18 protein-coding genes and 2 pseudogenes are annotated in these 15247 nt (G+C 32.8%); 14 read left to right on the top strand and 6 right to left on the bottom strand.

The annotated features are described in order from the left end of the window. Positions 1 to 116, bottom strand: a pseudogene (locus JFT89_RS13865) (AAA family ATPase); the annotation flags it as partial. A 188-nt stretch (positions 117 to 304) separates the two neighbouring features. Here JFT89_RS13865 and JFT89_RS13860 point away from each other — a divergent pair. The 3 genes from JFT89_RS13860 to JFT89_RS13850 all read left to right on the top strand — a co-directional run bounded on the left by JFT89_RS13860 (position 305) and on the right by JFT89_RS13850 (position 2720). Next, positions 305 to 622 carry a PadR family transcriptional regulator gene (locus JFT89_RS13860; protein ID WP_001013434.1) on the top strand — a complete coding sequence of 106 codons (318 nt, stop codon included), beginning with the start codon at positions 305 to 307 and terminating at the stop codon, positions 620 to 622. A gap of 7 nt (positions 623 to 629) precedes the next feature. Continuing rightward, entirely contained in the window at positions 630 to 1166 is a 537-nt protein-coding gene (locus tag JFT89_RS13855) for a DUF2812 domain-containing protein (RefSeq protein WP_002013538.1), read from the top strand. A 444-nt stretch (positions 1167 to 1610) separates the two neighbouring features. Then, complete coding sequence (locus tag JFT89_RS13850; protein ID WP_201040235.1) at positions 1611 to 2720, top strand: lactonase family protein; 1110 nt, start codon at positions 1611 to 1613, stop codon at positions 2718 to 2720. Between the two features lie 166 nt (positions 2721 to 2886). Here the strand turns inward: JFT89_RS13850 and JFT89_RS13845 are convergent, their stop codons facing one another. Next, positions 2887 to 3135 carry a hypothetical protein gene (locus JFT89_RS13845; RefSeq protein ID WP_000433610.1) on the bottom strand — a complete coding sequence of 83 codons (249 nt, stop codon included), beginning with the start codon at positions 3133 to 3135 and terminating at the stop codon, positions 2887 to 2889. Between the two features lie 281 nt (positions 3136 to 3416). On the opposite strand from JFT89_RS13845, the gene JFT89_RS13840 reads away from it, so the two are divergent. From JFT89_RS13840 to JFT89_RS13800, 9 genes are all read left to right on the top strand, one after another. Next, positions 3417 to 3800 carry a VOC family protein gene (locus JFT89_RS13840; RefSeq protein ID WP_002084828.1) on the top strand — a complete coding sequence of 128 codons (384 nt, stop codon included), beginning with the start codon at positions 3417 to 3419 and terminating at the stop codon, positions 3798 to 3800. 15 nt (positions 3801 to 3815) lie between these two features. Then, complete coding sequence (locus JFT89_RS13835) at positions 3816 to 4358, top strand: GNAT family N-acetyltransferase (RefSeq protein WP_201040234.1); 543 nt, start codon at positions 3816 to 3818, stop codon at positions 4356 to 4358. Next, positions 4358 to 4945 (top strand): kinase, encoded by a 588-nt coding sequence (locus JFT89_RS13830; RefSeq protein ID WP_201040233.1) that lies wholly within the window; start codon positions 4358 to 4360, stop codon positions 4943 to 4945. Before JFT89_RS13835 ends, JFT89_RS13830 begins: the two co-directional genes overlap by 1 nt. 35 nt (positions 4946 to 4980) lie before the next feature. Beyond that, positions 4981 to 5565 carry an HAD-IA family hydrolase gene (locus JFT89_RS13825; protein WP_201040232.1) on the top strand — a complete coding sequence of 195 codons (585 nt, stop codon included), beginning with the start codon at positions 4981 to 4983 and terminating at the stop codon, positions 5563 to 5565. Between the two features lie 212 nt (positions 5566 to 5777). Further along, positions 5778 to 6512: a response regulator transcription factor gene (locus JFT89_RS13820; protein WP_002065980.1), complete on the top strand. Its 735-nt coding sequence runs from the start codon at positions 5778 to 5780 to the stop codon at positions 6510 to 6512. Beyond that, a complete protein-coding gene (locus tag JFT89_RS13815; protein ID WP_201040231.1) occupies positions 6512 to 7828 on the top strand; it encodes a GHKL domain-containing protein in 1317 nt (438 codons plus the stop codon). Before JFT89_RS13820 ends, JFT89_RS13815 begins: the two co-directional genes overlap by 1 nt. An 89-nt stretch (positions 7829 to 7917) precedes the next feature. Beyond that, on the top strand, positions 7918 to 8601 hold the full coding sequence (locus JFT89_RS13810) for a YhfC family glutamic-type intramembrane protease (protein ID WP_002065982.1): 684 nt from the start codon (positions 7918 to 7920) through the stop codon (positions 8599 to 8601). Continuing rightward, a complete protein-coding gene (locus JFT89_RS13805; protein ID WP_201040230.1) occupies positions 8598 to 8984 on the top strand; it encodes a DUF3887 domain-containing protein in 387 nt (128 codons plus the stop codon). Before JFT89_RS13810 ends, JFT89_RS13805 begins: the two co-directional genes overlap by 4 nt. 106 nt (positions 8985 to 9090) lie before the next feature. After that, positions 9091 to 9402 (top strand): hypothetical protein, encoded by a 312-nt coding sequence (locus JFT89_RS13800; RefSeq protein ID WP_002185556.1) that lies wholly within the window; start codon positions 9091 to 9093, stop codon positions 9400 to 9402. A 41-nt stretch (positions 9403 to 9443) separates the two neighbouring features. Here JFT89_RS13800 and JFT89_RS13795 read toward each other — a convergent pair whose 3' ends face one another. From JFT89_RS13795 to JFT89_RS13785, 3 genes and pseudogenes are all read right to left on the bottom strand, one after another. Continuing rightward, on the bottom strand, positions 9444 to 9659 hold the full coding sequence (locus JFT89_RS13795; RefSeq protein WP_000974615.1) for a helix-turn-helix domain-containing protein: 216 nt from the start codon (positions 9657 to 9659) through the stop codon (positions 9444 to 9446). Positions 9660 to 9669: 10 nt separating this feature from the next. Further along, entirely contained in the window at positions 9670 to 10152 is a 483-nt protein-coding gene (locus tag JFT89_RS13790) for a DUF2975 domain-containing protein (RefSeq protein ID WP_201040229.1), read from the bottom strand. Between the two features lie 764 nt (positions 10153 to 10916). After that, positions 10917 to 11506, bottom strand: a pseudogene (locus tag JFT89_RS13785) (hypothetical protein). A gap of 476 nt (positions 11507 to 11982) precedes the next feature. Between JFT89_RS13785 and JFT89_RS13780 the strand changes: the two are divergent. Both JFT89_RS13780 and desA read left to right on the top strand, forming a co-directional pair. Further along, the gene (locus JFT89_RS13780; protein WP_002168135.1) at positions 11983 to 12138 is read left to right on the top strand and encodes a hypothetical protein; all 156 of its coding nucleotides are present in this window, start codon (positions 11983 to 11985) and stop codon (positions 12136 to 12138) included. 241 nt (positions 12139 to 12379) lie between these two features. Next, positions 12380 to 13411, top strand: a complete 1032-nt coding sequence (gene desA, locus JFT89_RS13775) for a Delta(5) desaturase DesA (RefSeq protein ID WP_016095696.1) — start codon at positions 12380 to 12382, stop codon at positions 13409 to 13411. 539 nt (positions 13412 to 13950) lie between these two features. On the opposite strand, the gene proC is transcribed toward desA, so the two are convergent. Next, on the bottom strand, positions 13951 to 14769 hold the full coding sequence (proC, locus tag JFT89_RS13770; RefSeq protein ID WP_002065990.1) for a pyrroline-5-carboxylate reductase: 819 nt from the start codon (positions 14767 to 14769) through the stop codon (positions 13951 to 13953). Positions 14770 to 15247: the final 478 nt, after the last annotated feature.

Here is a 15247-nt window from a genome sequence, read left to right as displayed (position 1 = left end):
ACATGTCCATCAGCAAGCAATGAAACGAGTAGTAAATCAATAACATTTCCCTTACCAACAAACACAGATCCTATATTTTCTTTTAATTTATGAATCATATGTATCATTCCTTTCATTATAAAAGAGCTAATATTTCTATATTTTAACAAATTTTTCAGAAAATTAGTATGATTTTTTTATTCAAAGAAATAGATATTTAATTTTAATATTACACTTGCATATTTTGGAATATGATTATACAATATCGTTATATGATGTATCGTGAGTCGATATATCATGAAGCGATGTATCGGAGGTAGTTATAATGAATGGGAAAGCGCAAAAATATATTCCATTAACTGAGGCGACATATTACATATTATTGTCACTAGTGAAGCCAATGCATGGTTATGGAATTATGCAAATGGTAGAAGAGATGACAAATGGGGAAGTCAAGCTCGGTCCTGGTACTTTATACGGAAATACGACGAAGTTATTGAAAGAAAAGTTAATTGTTGAAGTAGCATCTACTGACAGAAAGAAGTGCTACGAGTTAACACCGTTTGGGAGAGAAGTGTTGGAACTAGAGTACAACAGATTACAGCGTTCGGTTAAAAATGGGAATAGTATTTTAGGGGAGTGAATGGAAGATGGAGACAAAGAAGATATTCAAACCTTTCGCGGTATGGAGCGTAGAAAAAGAAGAAGCTTTTTTACGGAATATGCACCAACAAGGCTGGGCATTACAAAAATATAATATAATGTATACGTTTAAGAAAACGGAGCCGAAAGATGTAGTATATAAAGCGGATTTTAGATTGGATTATAAAGATTCAAAAGAAAAACAAAAAGAATATATTGATATATATGAAATGTGTGGATGGAAACATGTAACGAGTTTTGCAAAATGGAATTATTTTTGTAAAGAAGTAGAAGAAGAAAATGAGTTACCTGACATTTACTCAGAAAAAGAGACGAAGGTACAAAAAATGAAGGAATTACTACAATTTTTTGCATTTATTTCAATAACTATATTACCCTCAATGTATAACGCGTTTTTAAGTTCAACAGAATCAAGAGTGCCAATTTGGGCGAAAGTTATGCTGGGGTTTGTTGGTTGTATGTATATGTATCTCTTTATAAGGCTCTCTTGGAAAATTAAGAAATTGAAAAGCGAAATATTATAATAAAGAGTGGATTTTTAAAGAAGATGATTTCGTAGATATTATACGGGAATCATCTTCTTTCATTTTTATGTAATTTTATTTTGTTCACTCTTTTTTACACAATAAGAACTATATACTTAAGGTGTAGAGCTATGAGAGAAGTAACAAATTCCCCGCAATAACATAAATGACGATGTAGCTGTTAAGTAACAATAAAGTCATTTGAAACATAATAAAGTAGTTTTAATAACACTAGTTATGATATTAAATAATTGGACCAGATTGTTGAGTACCGTTTTTGATAATAATTTAGATTTATGTTAATAACATCACAGAAGTTATTAAGGTTTTCACTTAAAGAAATTACAAGGTGAATAGCATTTGTTGTTAAACCAATTTACATTTTCTTGCGAATTTAAATGGCAAAAGGGCCATATAAAATTATGAAGGGAGGAGAGTCATAAAATGCAGAGAATGAACAATTATTTTCGTGCTCGTGCGAGTATGGTATACATGATGACTAATAATGAAGTAATGAATCACATTGTTGCTTTTCATATGGATACGAATGGAATGCTCACCTTTGTGGGTTCTTACCGAACTTACGGAAGAGGTACTGGTATAAAGGAAGTTTCTACAGAAACGGCAAACGATGGTATAGATCCTCTAGCATCACAAGGTTCTCTGACTTTGTCCCGTGATGGTCGTTTCCTATTTGCAGTTAACGCAGGCAGTCATAGTATCAGTAGTTTTATCATAGCAGATAACGGGGTGCCGACTTTCGTGGATGTAAAGCCATCAGGAGGTGCTCAGCCCAATAGCATTGGTGTGTATGATAATCTTCTCTATGTCTCCAATGTAGGTAATGCTGCAAACAATTTTGCATCAAATATTACTGGATTTCACATAGATGATAAGGGAAACCTTACACCTATTCCAGGATCCACTCATGCTCTCAGTACCTTTAATACTCAGCCCGCACAAGTTCTCTTCACCCCGGATGGTAGTAAAATTGTTGTCTCCGAGCTTACATCAAACCATCTCAGTGTCTTCCATGTAAATAAAGATGGTACGGTTACAGGACCAATTGTTAATGATTCTTACGGTAAAGGCCCATTGGGTGCTTACTTTCTATCGTCCGGAATTCTCTTAGTTACAGAAGCAGTTTCAAATGCGTTGTCATCTTATTCATTGAGCAATGATGGTACTCTCCATGTAATCAGCGGCTCTGTACAAAACGGATATAAAACTGCCTGTTGGGTTATAACAACGAAGGATGAACGTTTTGCCTACACTACGAACACTTTAAGTGGCACCATCTCCACCTACCAAATCGCCCCCAATGGAGTACTGTCAGTAGTAAGGCATATTACTAGTACACCGCCGGGGACAGCACCGGGTCTTCCGATGGATGTTGGAGTGAGTAAAGATGGACGACATTTTTACACCCTTAATGGAAATCAGGGCACAGTGTCAGTATTTAATATTCAAAGTGATGGTAGTCTAGTAAGGTTGCAGGTTGTTGCTTCATCAAATTTTCCTTACTTTGGGTCGCAAGGCTTAGCTGTTCTTTGATTCTATTGGGCCGCTATATTTGTGTGGAAAAGAAAAATATATGACGGTGTATGAATAGTAGACATGTAGATGAATTAGGAACCTTTGATTAAACAGCAATTGTCCACCTTGCTTACGTAAAACGGAAAAACCCCCTATAGAAAATTGATAGGGGGTAGGGAAATGTTTAAGAGAAAGACTGATTTTGCGCAGGTTTTATAAATTGTTCTGGGTTTTCAACAAGCCCACATACAGCACATTGGACGCGGTAAGTAGGTCCTTGATAAGCCATATGAAAAGCGTTCATCGTTTCATTTGTGTATTCTTCTTCTACTTGACCAGTTTGCGGATTTAATTTTACTGGTTTTACTTGTTGCTCAAGAATATTAAAGCGCGTTCGGTTCGTTTTACAGCTTGGACATAGCATTGGTTCCATATGTATACACCTCCATTTGTAGCATTTCTTAAGCGGTATGATTTTATGCAAGTAAAAAAACTTTCTCAATATAAATAGGTGTTTATTATATTTAAAATTCAGAAAAAATAAAATATAATAAATGTAAGAACTGGTTATGTCCAAACCAAATCTCCTGTTTTATGCCAATAAGCTGGGGGCCGAGAAATCGGCCTCATTTTTTTGTGCTCATCTCTATAAGGTACAAGGTTTTTAAAAACATTTGTCGAATTTTTAGAGGTGAAGGTAAAGGGGGAATAAGTATGAACTTAAAAATGAAATACATTATTTTATATGTTGAAAAGTTTGAACAATGTCTTCAGTTTTATAAAGAAATTTTAAGATTACCAATAAGAGCAGAGCACGGTACATATATTGAATTTGAAACAGGAGCAACAATTTTAGCGATGAATACACGAGAGGATGTTAAGGAGTTAACGGGACTACCTCTTACAGAAGGTGTACTACAATCTTCTCATTTTGAGTTAGGGTTTGTTGTAGAGGATGTAAAGGAAACGATTGAGAAATTAAAAGAACAAGGGGTGAAAGTTCTAGTTGAGCCAATCGTAAAACCGTGGGGACAAACAATTGCTTACATTGCCGATCCAGACGGTAATTATATTGAAATTTGTAGTTCATTAGAATAGAAGGAGAAAAAGAGGATGGGGTTTCCAAAATTAGAAACAGAACGTTTACTATTAAGAGAACTTACACTATTAGATGCAGAAGCGATGTTCCATTATTTTTCAAAAGAATCCGTTATTCGTTATTTCGGAATGGACTCTTTCGAAAATATTGAGCAAGCGAAAACGACTATTCAAACGTTTAGAAAGCGTAATGAAGAGGGAAGCGTATTTCGCTGGGGAATAGAGAAGAAAGGCACGGATCAATTAATTGGTACGTGTGGGTTTCAGTTAATTAACAAGCATCATAAACGAGCTGAAATTGGTTATGAGCTAGATGATACATATTGGGGACAAGGATACGCAACCGAAGCACTGCAAGCAATGTTAGCTTACGGATTTGAAACGTTGCACTTTATAAGAATTGCAGCTGTCGTATATATAGAAAATGAAGCTTCCCGTAATTTATTAAAAAAAGCAGGGTTTCAAGAAGAAGGATTACTTCGGAAATATATGATTCAAAATGATGTTGCTCATGACACGGTCGTTTATTCATTATTAAAAGAAGATTGGAGAAAGTAATGAGCACAAATGAAATAATGAAAGTTATTAAGGAACAAAAGGATGAGCGATTTATACTAGGTATAGACGGACTAAGTCGTTCGGGTAAAACAACGTTGGTTAAAAAATTAGAAGAAAATATGAAACGAAATGGAATCTCGTTTCATATTTTTCATATTGACGATCACATTACCGAGCGTAACGAGCGATATAATACTGGATTTGAAGAGTGGTATGAATACTACAACCTTCAATGGGATATCGATTGGTTGCTGCGAAACCTTTTTCAAAAGTTGCAAAGCGACATTGAATTAGAATTACCTTTTTATCATGATGAAACAGACTCATGTGAAATGAAAGAAATACAGCTTCCTTTAGTAGGTGTAATAATTATAGAAGGCGTTTTTCTTCAGCGAAAAGAATGGAGAGATTTCTTTCATTATATGGTGTATTTGGATTGTTCAAGAGAGACAAGGTTTCTACGTGAAAGTCCAGAAACGCAGAAGAATCTTTCAAAATTTCAAAGTAGGTATTGGAAAGCTGAGGAGTATTATTGGGAAGCGGAATCACCGAGGGATAGGGCGGATTTAGTAATACAAAATATGTAACAATGTAAGTAAGTACAAAATAGAAGGTGTATAAAATGAATATATTATGGGATTTTGATGGGACGTTATTTAATACGTATCCTGCATATACAATGATGCTTTCTGAAATATTAGGTGATGCAGTAGATAAACAAGAAATATACAAAAACTTAAAAATATCATATTCCCACGCAATTCAGTATTACAACATTTCAAGTGCGCAGGAAGAAAAGATTAAGGTTTTGAAGAAAAAGTTTACTCCAAAAGATATGAAACCATTTGAAGATGTCGAAGAGATTTTGAAATTTGCACATAAAAACGTGATTATGACACATAAACATAGGGCAGGAGTTATGAGAATCTTAAAATATTACGGCTGGGACAAATACTTCGTCGATATGGTTACAATTGACGATGGTTTCCCTCGAAAACCAAACTCTTTAGCTTATGATCATTTACATAAAATGCACAATATTGATTTAGCAATTGGAGATAGAGAGTTAGATTTATTACCTGCAAAGGAATTAGGCATTTCCACGTGTATGTTTCAGGGGAAGTGTGATGTAGCGGATTATTCTTTATCGCATTACTCTGAGTTTTTTAAGGTAGTTATTGATAGAAATAAGGAGCTTCCTTTATAAATAGTTGGAATAACCCTCTACTGTTTTCTCGAAAAGTAGAGGTTATTTTCTATGTTTTATAAAAAGCTAAAGCGGATTAATTCTTTCAATTATATAGAAGGAGATTCTTATAACAATTTGAATTATATAGCCATAGATGAATTTATAGATGGGAGATTGTGTTTTTGCTATTTTTTATGTAAGTAAAAGATTTCTATAAAGCGAGTGATAATATGAGTATTTTCATTTTAGAAGATGATGTCATACAAGCGCAGCAAATGAAACGGTTAGTTGAAGAGATTTGTGAGAAATATATGTTGCCGTACGATTTTATCGAAGTAACTAGTAAAAGTGAAACTATTATTAAAAACATTCCAAGGGCGACTCATGTACCGATATATTTTTTAGATATTGAGATTAAAAGAGAAGAACGTAAAGGGTTGCAAGTAGCACAAGAGATTCGTAAATATGATACACAAGGGATTATTGTGTTTGTAACAACGCATTCTGAATTCGCACCAATCTCGTATCAATATATGGTATCAGCGCTAACATTTATTGATAAAGGTTTGCCTTATGAAGAACGCTATCAAGTTTTTGAACAATGTTTGCTTCAATATGAGGCGCGTAATAAGGCTGCTATAACTACGGATGATTTTATTGTTGAAAATAGTAATGCTACTGTGCGAGTGCCATTTCATGCAGTCGAATATATTATGACCGATGAACCACATCGTTTAGCTTTAGTGATGTTAGATCGTATCGTTTATTTTTATGGAACATTAAAAGAGATTGAAATAGTAGATGAACGGTTATTTCGTTGTCATCAATCCTATGTCGTGAATATTACGCAAATGTCTTCTTATGATGCAAAGCAAAAGATGATGATATTAAAAAGCGGGAAACGAATTCCAGTATCGCGCCGTTTAGTTAGTAAAGTACGTAAAATGTTAAAGGGTGAGATGTAATGTATATTTATGATTTATTTGCAATACTGCTTACTAGTATGAGCCATACGTTTTTATACATTCAATTAATTCGGTACAATAGATTGTCAGTTAGAATGTTAATAACTTTAAGTGCGGTATTCATTATTTTACTCGCGATTGTTGTAACAGTAACGAGATATCCAGAGTTGAATAGTACCATTGTTTTATTTCTAATAAGTTTAGGATTAATGCAAAATGAATTGAAATTTAAGCATAATTTATATTTTGCACTAGTGAGTATGGTGATTATAACGTTAGTGAAAATGTTGCTTTTCGATTTAGGAATGAAAATCTTTATGTTAACGCCATTCAATTTATATTTATGGACAGGTAGCATTATTCATCTTATCGTATCGACACTTACTTTTATCGGTATTCTATTAGCTCGTAAAAGAATTCAAAAAATTGCTCAATATATAGTAGGTAGTCCGCTATACTATGTAACTTATATATTATTAATTGTCGGGTTTATTATTGAACTAATTTTGACTAGACCATCCACTGATTTTTTAGCAAAGTTAAATCAACAATATGGTGAATTAAGTTATATATCAGCAATTGTATTGTTTTTTATATTACTACTTATTGTATTACTAAGTTCACATTTGGCGAAAGAGAAGTTAGTGGAAGAGCATGAAAAACGTTTAGATAAAGAATTGCTCGATTATGTTGAGAAATTAGAATCGATGTATGATGAATTGGCTAGTTTTCGCCACGATTATATTAATGTGTTACTTGCGTTAGAGGCGGGAATACGTACAAAAAATGTGAATGAAATCGCTCAAGTGTATTATGACGTTATTACTCCAACTTTAAAATTAATAAACGATCATGAACTCGATATTGCGAAATTATCTCGTATACATATACCTGAAGTGAGAAGTGTATTGAGAGCGAAAGTTGGTACTGCCCAGCAACAACAAATAAAAGTAATGCTTGATATTCCGGAAAAAATAGCGACGGTTTCGATGCCTATAGTTCCTTTTATTCGCATCATTTCAGTCTTATTAGATAATGCAATTGAAGAAGCGGTACATAGTGAGGAAAAGGTACTGCAAATCGCATTCTTTGAAATGGATTCACGACAATATTTTATTGTGCGTAATAGTTCAAAGGATGAAGCGATTGATTTGCAAAAAATTTATGAGAAAAACCATTCAAGTAAAGAAGGGGCTAGAGGATACGGGTTATTCTCATTAAAACGTATTATGAATAAAACGAATAATGCGACGTTAGAAACAACGTATGTAAGTCCTTATTTCACGCAAACATTCATATTAAAAGAGATGAAATGACCGTCTATGATGAAAATGGCACCGAATAAGAAAGAACTACATACTTTCTTCACTCACTTTTATACACTTCAAGTAAGAGGTGAAACGAGATGAATGGTCTTATTTTTACAGCGTGTATAAGTATAGGGTTACCGCTTGTTGCACTTTTATATGCTTTTTGGAAGAAACGTTATATCCCGTATATGCTAGGCGTATTGGCATTTGTTGTATCACAAATTTTAATCCGTATACCAATACTGAATTATTTAAATGGAAATAGCACAGCTTTTTCAATGTTTAGTGTCATGCAGCCTATATTATTTGTGATTATGCTTAGTTTGTCAGCTGGTATTTTTGAAGAGATAGCTCGTTTTATTGCAATGCGTTATTTTATGAAACAACGAGATTGGCAATCTGGATTTTTATTCGGAGTAGGGCACGGTGGTATTGAAGCTGTGTTGATAGTCGGTATTCCAGTAGTATCTCTATTATTATCGCAAACAGTTAGCGGAAATACGGATAGTTATTTTGTCGGTGGAGTGGAACGTATCTTTGCGATGTTAATCCATGTCGGTCTGTCATTCATTGTATTGCAAGCTGTCGTCCAAAAGAAATTTCGTTATGTTGTATATGCAATTCTCATACATGGAACTGCAAATGCATTAGCGGGTATTATATCGCTATATGTACCAGGGAAAAGCGGGATCATTATGTCAGAAGTTTCAATAGCAACTTGTGCTGTACTTATTTTTAGTTATAGCTTCATCTTAAAAAGAAAGGGTGTATTAAAATGAAAAGAATGGTACTCATTATTATAAGTGCTATCGCGGCGTTCGCACTTGCAGCATGTACTGGTAATAAAGTAGATGAAAGTACTTCAAAAAAGTTTATTCCGAAAGCGGAAGAGATTGTAACGTTACTAAATGAAGCTAAGTATAAAGAAGTGCATGAAAAATTTGATAGCAAGATGAAAACTGCATTATCAGAGGCGAAAATGAAAGATCTTACGCCTGTAATTGAAAAATCTGGTACATTCGAAAAGATTGAAAAAAAGTCGATTGAAGAAAAAGATGGTTTATATACAGTTGTTCTCGTAGCAAAATATAGTAAAGAACAACGTACCTTTATCATAACTTATAACGCTAAAGAAGAAATAGCAGGTTTATATATTAAATAAAAACAGATACAGTGGAAGTTTCCACTGTATCTGTTTTTTTATTTTAACCAAATTATGGTTATTCATGCTAATATGAACACATAGCTATATAAAAGGGGTGGGTATTATGAAAACCGAAATAGTTCCCAAAAAGAAGTACAGTATAATAAGCTATTTATCTTTACTCATCGGAATTATGTGTTTTTTATTCGTTTTTATAACTCCGACGAGAATAGCGAATGCCGGAAATATAGTTGGAGATTATGTAACGATTACTCTGACAGGGGTAGGTATTATACTTTCAATAATCACAATGACGAAAAAAACAGAGAAGAAGGGGATAGCTATTATTTCATTAATACTGTCCTCATCATTTTTTATATTTTGGATTATCGCGATTATCTTATTGTTTACTGGTCAAATAAATTTTGCGCCGTAATGAGCAATAAAAAGAGTCCTTCATACAAGAAGGACTCTTTTTTATTCGGTATCTTCAGGTTGATATTCTAAAATATCCCCAGGTTGGCATTCTAATGCTTTACAAATAGCATCTAAAGTTGTAATTCTAATTGCTTTTGCTTTTCCATTTTTTAATATAGAAAGGTTAGCCATTGTAATTCCAACCTTCTCCGAAAGCTCTGTTACACTCATTTTTCTTTTAGCTAACATTACATCAATATTAATTATTATTGCCATGTTATTCACCTCAGACCGTTAAATCATTTTCTGATTTTATATCTATCGCATCTTTTAAAAGTCTTTGGAGAACGGCAGCAAAGACTGCGATAACCATTGAAGCAAAGATTAGGAGCATGCCAAGTATAATAATACCTGGTGCGTCATCTCTCTCTGCTACAAGATAGAAGAGTGGCATACTTACCACATATAAAATACTGATTGTTACTGCGCAGTTTTTTATCTTTTTTAAAGCCCTAACAGATAATTTCGAGAAAGCGTTACCCTTGTCAATGAAGCTTACAAGTTTAAAGGCTTGATATAGAGCAAAATAAAAAGGTACCACCGTTGCATATAGATTGATTAAAACAAGATATTTTATAAATGCAATATCCGGGAACAATTCCGCTGCATATTTCCCTATGTTAGGAACTAAAAATATACATAAAGCAAGAACAGGGATTCCAATCAGAATAATAGCTGTCTTTAAAAAGAGTGTTGATCCTTGTTTCATATAAAGCACCTCATTTATTAATTATCTATTTAATCTAACATGAAATTTATCGTTTAACAATAAATTTTTATTTATTATAATCTTGTTTTTATTGTTAAACCAATTTTGTATTTTAATGAAGATAATCATTCCTTCTTTCTGTAAATGATGTTATGTTAAAAGTAACGATTAAGTCGTTCTTATCCCGCTATTTGTGGGAGTCGGGCTGCCCGTAAAAGCCCGATTGGTGAAGGCTAATAATCAGTGGGGATGGAAAAAACCCCCTCTGATTAAAGTTTCACTTTATAGATAATAATTAATATGATTATACCTTTAGAACTTCTTCAACTACTACAAATAAATGAATAGTAAAAAGCCGATTATCCTTTAGATTACAAGAAATCGGCTTTTTTACATAAAAGATCGCTTAGCGTACGAAAATCGCTTTTTGTTGGCAGTGCCCTGTCACAATCAAGCTGAGAAAAACAAATAATCCAAAACGAGAAAATTCTTAAGTTGATGGATGTGTGATGCTACTCCTATGTTAAGGTTCGAGTCATTTGAAACAGCAACCTCTATATTGAGTGGTGTTAAAGCGACGTATATGATAAAAAAGATATATCGCTTGTAAAAAAATTGCATCACCTTGAATGAGCTAATACGACAAGAATCCGTTTCGGGCCTAATTAGGGAATGCAGTACAGATCAGTATATAGTATACAAGCATTCCCTTTCTATAAATACGGTATGTTTTTAATATAATTAAAAGAAAATTTTTGTGTTCTTTAATATGATGTGACATAATACCAGTTTTTTCTATTTTTGTGATTTCTTTATATTCATTATTAAAGTCGTATTTGTTTGGTCTAGTATCATTTGGTGTATAAATAAATCCTGAAAAATTATCTAATATACCACGATAAGTAAAAAAGAAAACAGAAATACCATTTTTATTTTGTTGAATAATTACATCCCCACCGTTTTTGGAAGTGGATGCAAACTGTTTAGGTAAATGAATTTGTCTACTATCATAATGAACATTAGGAGTTAACTCTTTATGTTCTATAAGTGCTATAACTTTTTCACGGTCTTCTTTATAGATAATAAAATCTAAATTTATATAAATCTCATTAAATGGTATACATATCCAAGTAATTATTATGATTAATTGAATAATTAACGGTTTCCAATTTTTGTATTTGATAAGATGTATGATTGTGAAAATTAATATTAAGAAAAACAATCCATGAACTATTATTGAAAGAAATGGCATAACAAATGGGGTAAGGAATTCAACTAAATACCATTTGAAAAAATGATAAAGTATGAGAGCGAGACCGCTTATTAATGTAATTTTGGTTAAATTCTTATTCAAATTTTGAATCTCCTTTCTATACTAAAAACTATGTGATTTTAGTATGAATATAAAATATATTTTTTCAAAAATTTCCCTTGTTTTCATTTTATTAACTTTGTGTGGTTAATATTTTGAATATATCATAGATTTGAAATTAAATAAACGGACGTTGAATTTTTATATTTTATATAGAATAACAGTTAAATAAAAGTGAGGGAAGTTTTCAAAATAGACTAGTTTTTTATTTTAAATGTAATTTGATTTGTTTCATGAAATAGATCCGGTTCCGGTAAAATCAGTTGTAACAAGTGAACATTACGTTCATTGTGTATGTTATTCATTTTTTATCGTTCTAGAAAACTGGTTATTGTTAGTTTCCTGACAATGGGGAATTAATAATAAAAAAGAATAAATATAAGCTTGCGTAAATGTTATGGAAAATCAAATCCTTGTTTACATTGAGGATGTCGAAAACAGCTTATGGAGGAGCAACAATGATGAATCTTCGTAAAAAGATAATGAGGCTAGCATTAGTGGGAACGATTGTACTAGGTACAGGAAGCATAATGAACGATAACGAGGTAAAAGCTGAGACGAAAAAAGCAGGACAGCTCACTTCTTATTGTGGAAACGGGGCAGTACAGAAGTGAAAAAAACTCTGTGTTTCTTTTTAATTAATATATTTATTGGGGAAAACTTCGGAATTTCAGGCACAAATGCTCCTTCTATCCTATAATAGAAGCTATTCTGGACGTAAGCAATTTGTAAGGAATGAGTAAGAAAAAAGAGATTTTCATAGTATAAAATATTTATTATACCTGCGTATAACACCTACTACTAATAATGTGTTATAATACGAATTAGCAACATAAAGGAAAGGAATTAGAAAAAATGACATTACAAAATACTAAAAATTTAAAAAAACAAGTTGCTCCTTTTGAAAAATCAACGGCAAAAAAAAGTGTTTGGCAAATCATCAATACGGTAGTGCCATTTATTATCTTATGGTACCTTGCTTATAAAAGTTTGTCCGTTTCTTATTGGTTAGCATTAGTTCCATCTCTGTTAGCCGCTGGATTTATGACACGGGTTTTCATTATTTTTCATGATTGTACCCATCATTCTTTTTTTAAAAGTCGTCGTGTAAATAGAATAGTAGGGACATGTATGGGTGTTTTAACTTTATTCCCGTTTGATCAATGGGGGCATGAGCATTCCGTTCATCACGCTACAAGTGGTAATTTGGATAAGCGAGGTACAGGAGATATTTGGACGCTTACAGTGAATGAATATTTAGCAGCGCCATTTAGACTCCGTTTAGCATATCGTTTATATCGCAATCCATTGGTTATGTTTGGGTTAGGTCCGATTTATGTTTTCCTACTTAAAAATAGATTTAACAGAAAAGGTGCTAGAAAGAAGGAACGCATGAACACCTATTTGACGAATGTTTTAATTGTTGCTTTAGTAGGGTTACTTTGCTGGGCAATCGGATGGCAATCGTTTCTTTTAGTACATGGTTCCATATTCTTAATAGCAGGTTCAATAGGTATTTGGCTGTTTTACGTACAGCACACATTCGAGGATTCTTATTTTGAAGAAGATAAAGATTGGGAATATGTGAAAGCGGCAGTGGAAGGAAGTTCGTTTTATAAACTTCCAAAAGTTTTGCAATTTCTAACTGGTAATATTGGATTTCATCATGTTCACCATTTAAGTCCAAGAGTACCTAACTATAAACTAGAAGAGGCTCACAATAATACGCTTCCTTTAAAAAATGTACCAACGATTACTCTTGCTACAAGCTTGCGGTCAATCCGTTTCCGTCTTTGGGATGAGCAAAACAACAATTTTGTTAGCTTTAAAGACGTTAAAAAATTAGTGAAAAACAATGTTTCTATTCCAGTAAAATCAGAACTATAACTTCATCAAATATGACTGACTCCCCTTAATCATTTTCGATTTAAGGGGAGTTTTTGTTTAACTAGTAGATGCACGAGATGGAGAAAACTTAAATGATTTAAATTGTAATGGAGGTGGATTAGGAATAGTAGGTATTAATATTAGAGGACGATAAAAATATTATGTTAACAATTTGAGGCGATTGATATTACTTTTTTCAATAGATATTATGCTTAGTCTCTGAGTATATTTCATCTGGTGTGCATCATGTCTTACAAGAAACGTATGATTTAAAACTTAATACAATCTGCAGCAAATACATATAAAAATGATGTTACCTTAATAATAAAAGGGTATTACGCTATAAAATAAATGATAATAAGAACAGGGGAATTATTTTAGGATAACAAAATACAAAACGGACAAATTCAATTATCCTTGAATTTGTCCGTTCAGTTACTGGTGGAAAAGGAGGAGTATGTAAATGAAATGTGCATATAATCTAAAACTGTTTAAAGATATGTGAATGTATTTAAAGTGGGTTTCTTTACACTTATTTATTACTTTTTAGTTTGCCTAGATAGTTCAACAGACTTTTGCGTACAACGCTGCATAGCTGAAATGATGGCTGTTCGTAAGCCTTTTTCCTCTAATGTTGCTACAGCTTCTATAGTTGTTCCGCCAGGGGAACAAACCATATCTTTCAATTCACCTGGATGCATTCCTGTTTCTAGTACCATTTTTGCAGAGCCTAACACAGCTTGAGCTGCGAACTTATATGCTTGATTTCTTGGCATACCATCTAATACAGCTGCATCTGCCATCGCTTCTATAATCATATATACATATGCTGGCGAAGAACCACTTACAGATGTTACAACATCCATTAATTTTTCACTTACTATCTCTGTTTGACCAAAACTATTGAAAATGTTTAGTACATCTTCTAAATCCCTTTCTGTCACCATTTCATTAGGACATAACGCAGACATTCCCTCTCCAACAAGAGCAGGTGTATTAGGCATTACTCTTACAACCCTTAACTTTTTATGAAAAGCATCCTCAGTACTTTTAATGCTTTTTCCTGCAGCGATCGTTACGATGATAACATCGTTTTTGATTACTTCTTTTATTTCGTTAATTATTGATGCGTATAGGTCTGGTTTAATTGATAAAATTAAAATATCAGCATTTTTAGCTACTTCATTGTTGTCAGTAGTTGTAGTTAGTCCATATTTTTCACTAGCATGTTTTAAATTCGTAGTGTTTAAATCTGAACAAATGATTTTATTTGAAGACACTATATTTTTGTTTATCATCCCGCCAATCATAGCCATTCCCATATTTCCGCATCCGATGAATCCAATTTGTTTGTCCATAATAACTCAATCTGGCTCCTTTTATCATAAATTATATCGGTCTGATATTGTTATTTTAAAATAATAATGATATCTCCATGCAATATAAAGAAACATTTTAAGAGAGTATGTGCCTTTTTGCAATACAAAAGATAAAAATAAATTATATTCGACATTATGTAAGTACACGCATTATATTTAAAGATTTTATGTTATCCCGCTATTTGTGGACAGTAAAACTCCCACCTCAAAATTCAGGTGGAGCAAAGAAGTTAGGTGGGAGTCGGGCTGACCGTAAAGGCCCGATTGGTTCAACTAATAATCAGTGGGGATGAACAAAACCCCCACTGATTAAAGTTTCACTTTATATACCTTGGTATGGAGAACAATATATGTTATTAATCGCATGAATGACAGGAGCGATTTTTTAAAAGATTTTATGTTTATGAATATGAGTATAGTTATATCAATTTTTACTATCATTCAGTATGTCCGTAAT

This window comes from Bacillus sp. TH25 (assembly GCF_016650935.1).
Taxonomy (GTDB): Bacteria; Bacillota; Bacilli; order Bacillales; family Bacillaceae_G; genus Bacillus_A; species Bacillus_A mycoides.
This window is presented reverse-complemented; position numbering and strand designations above follow the sequence as displayed.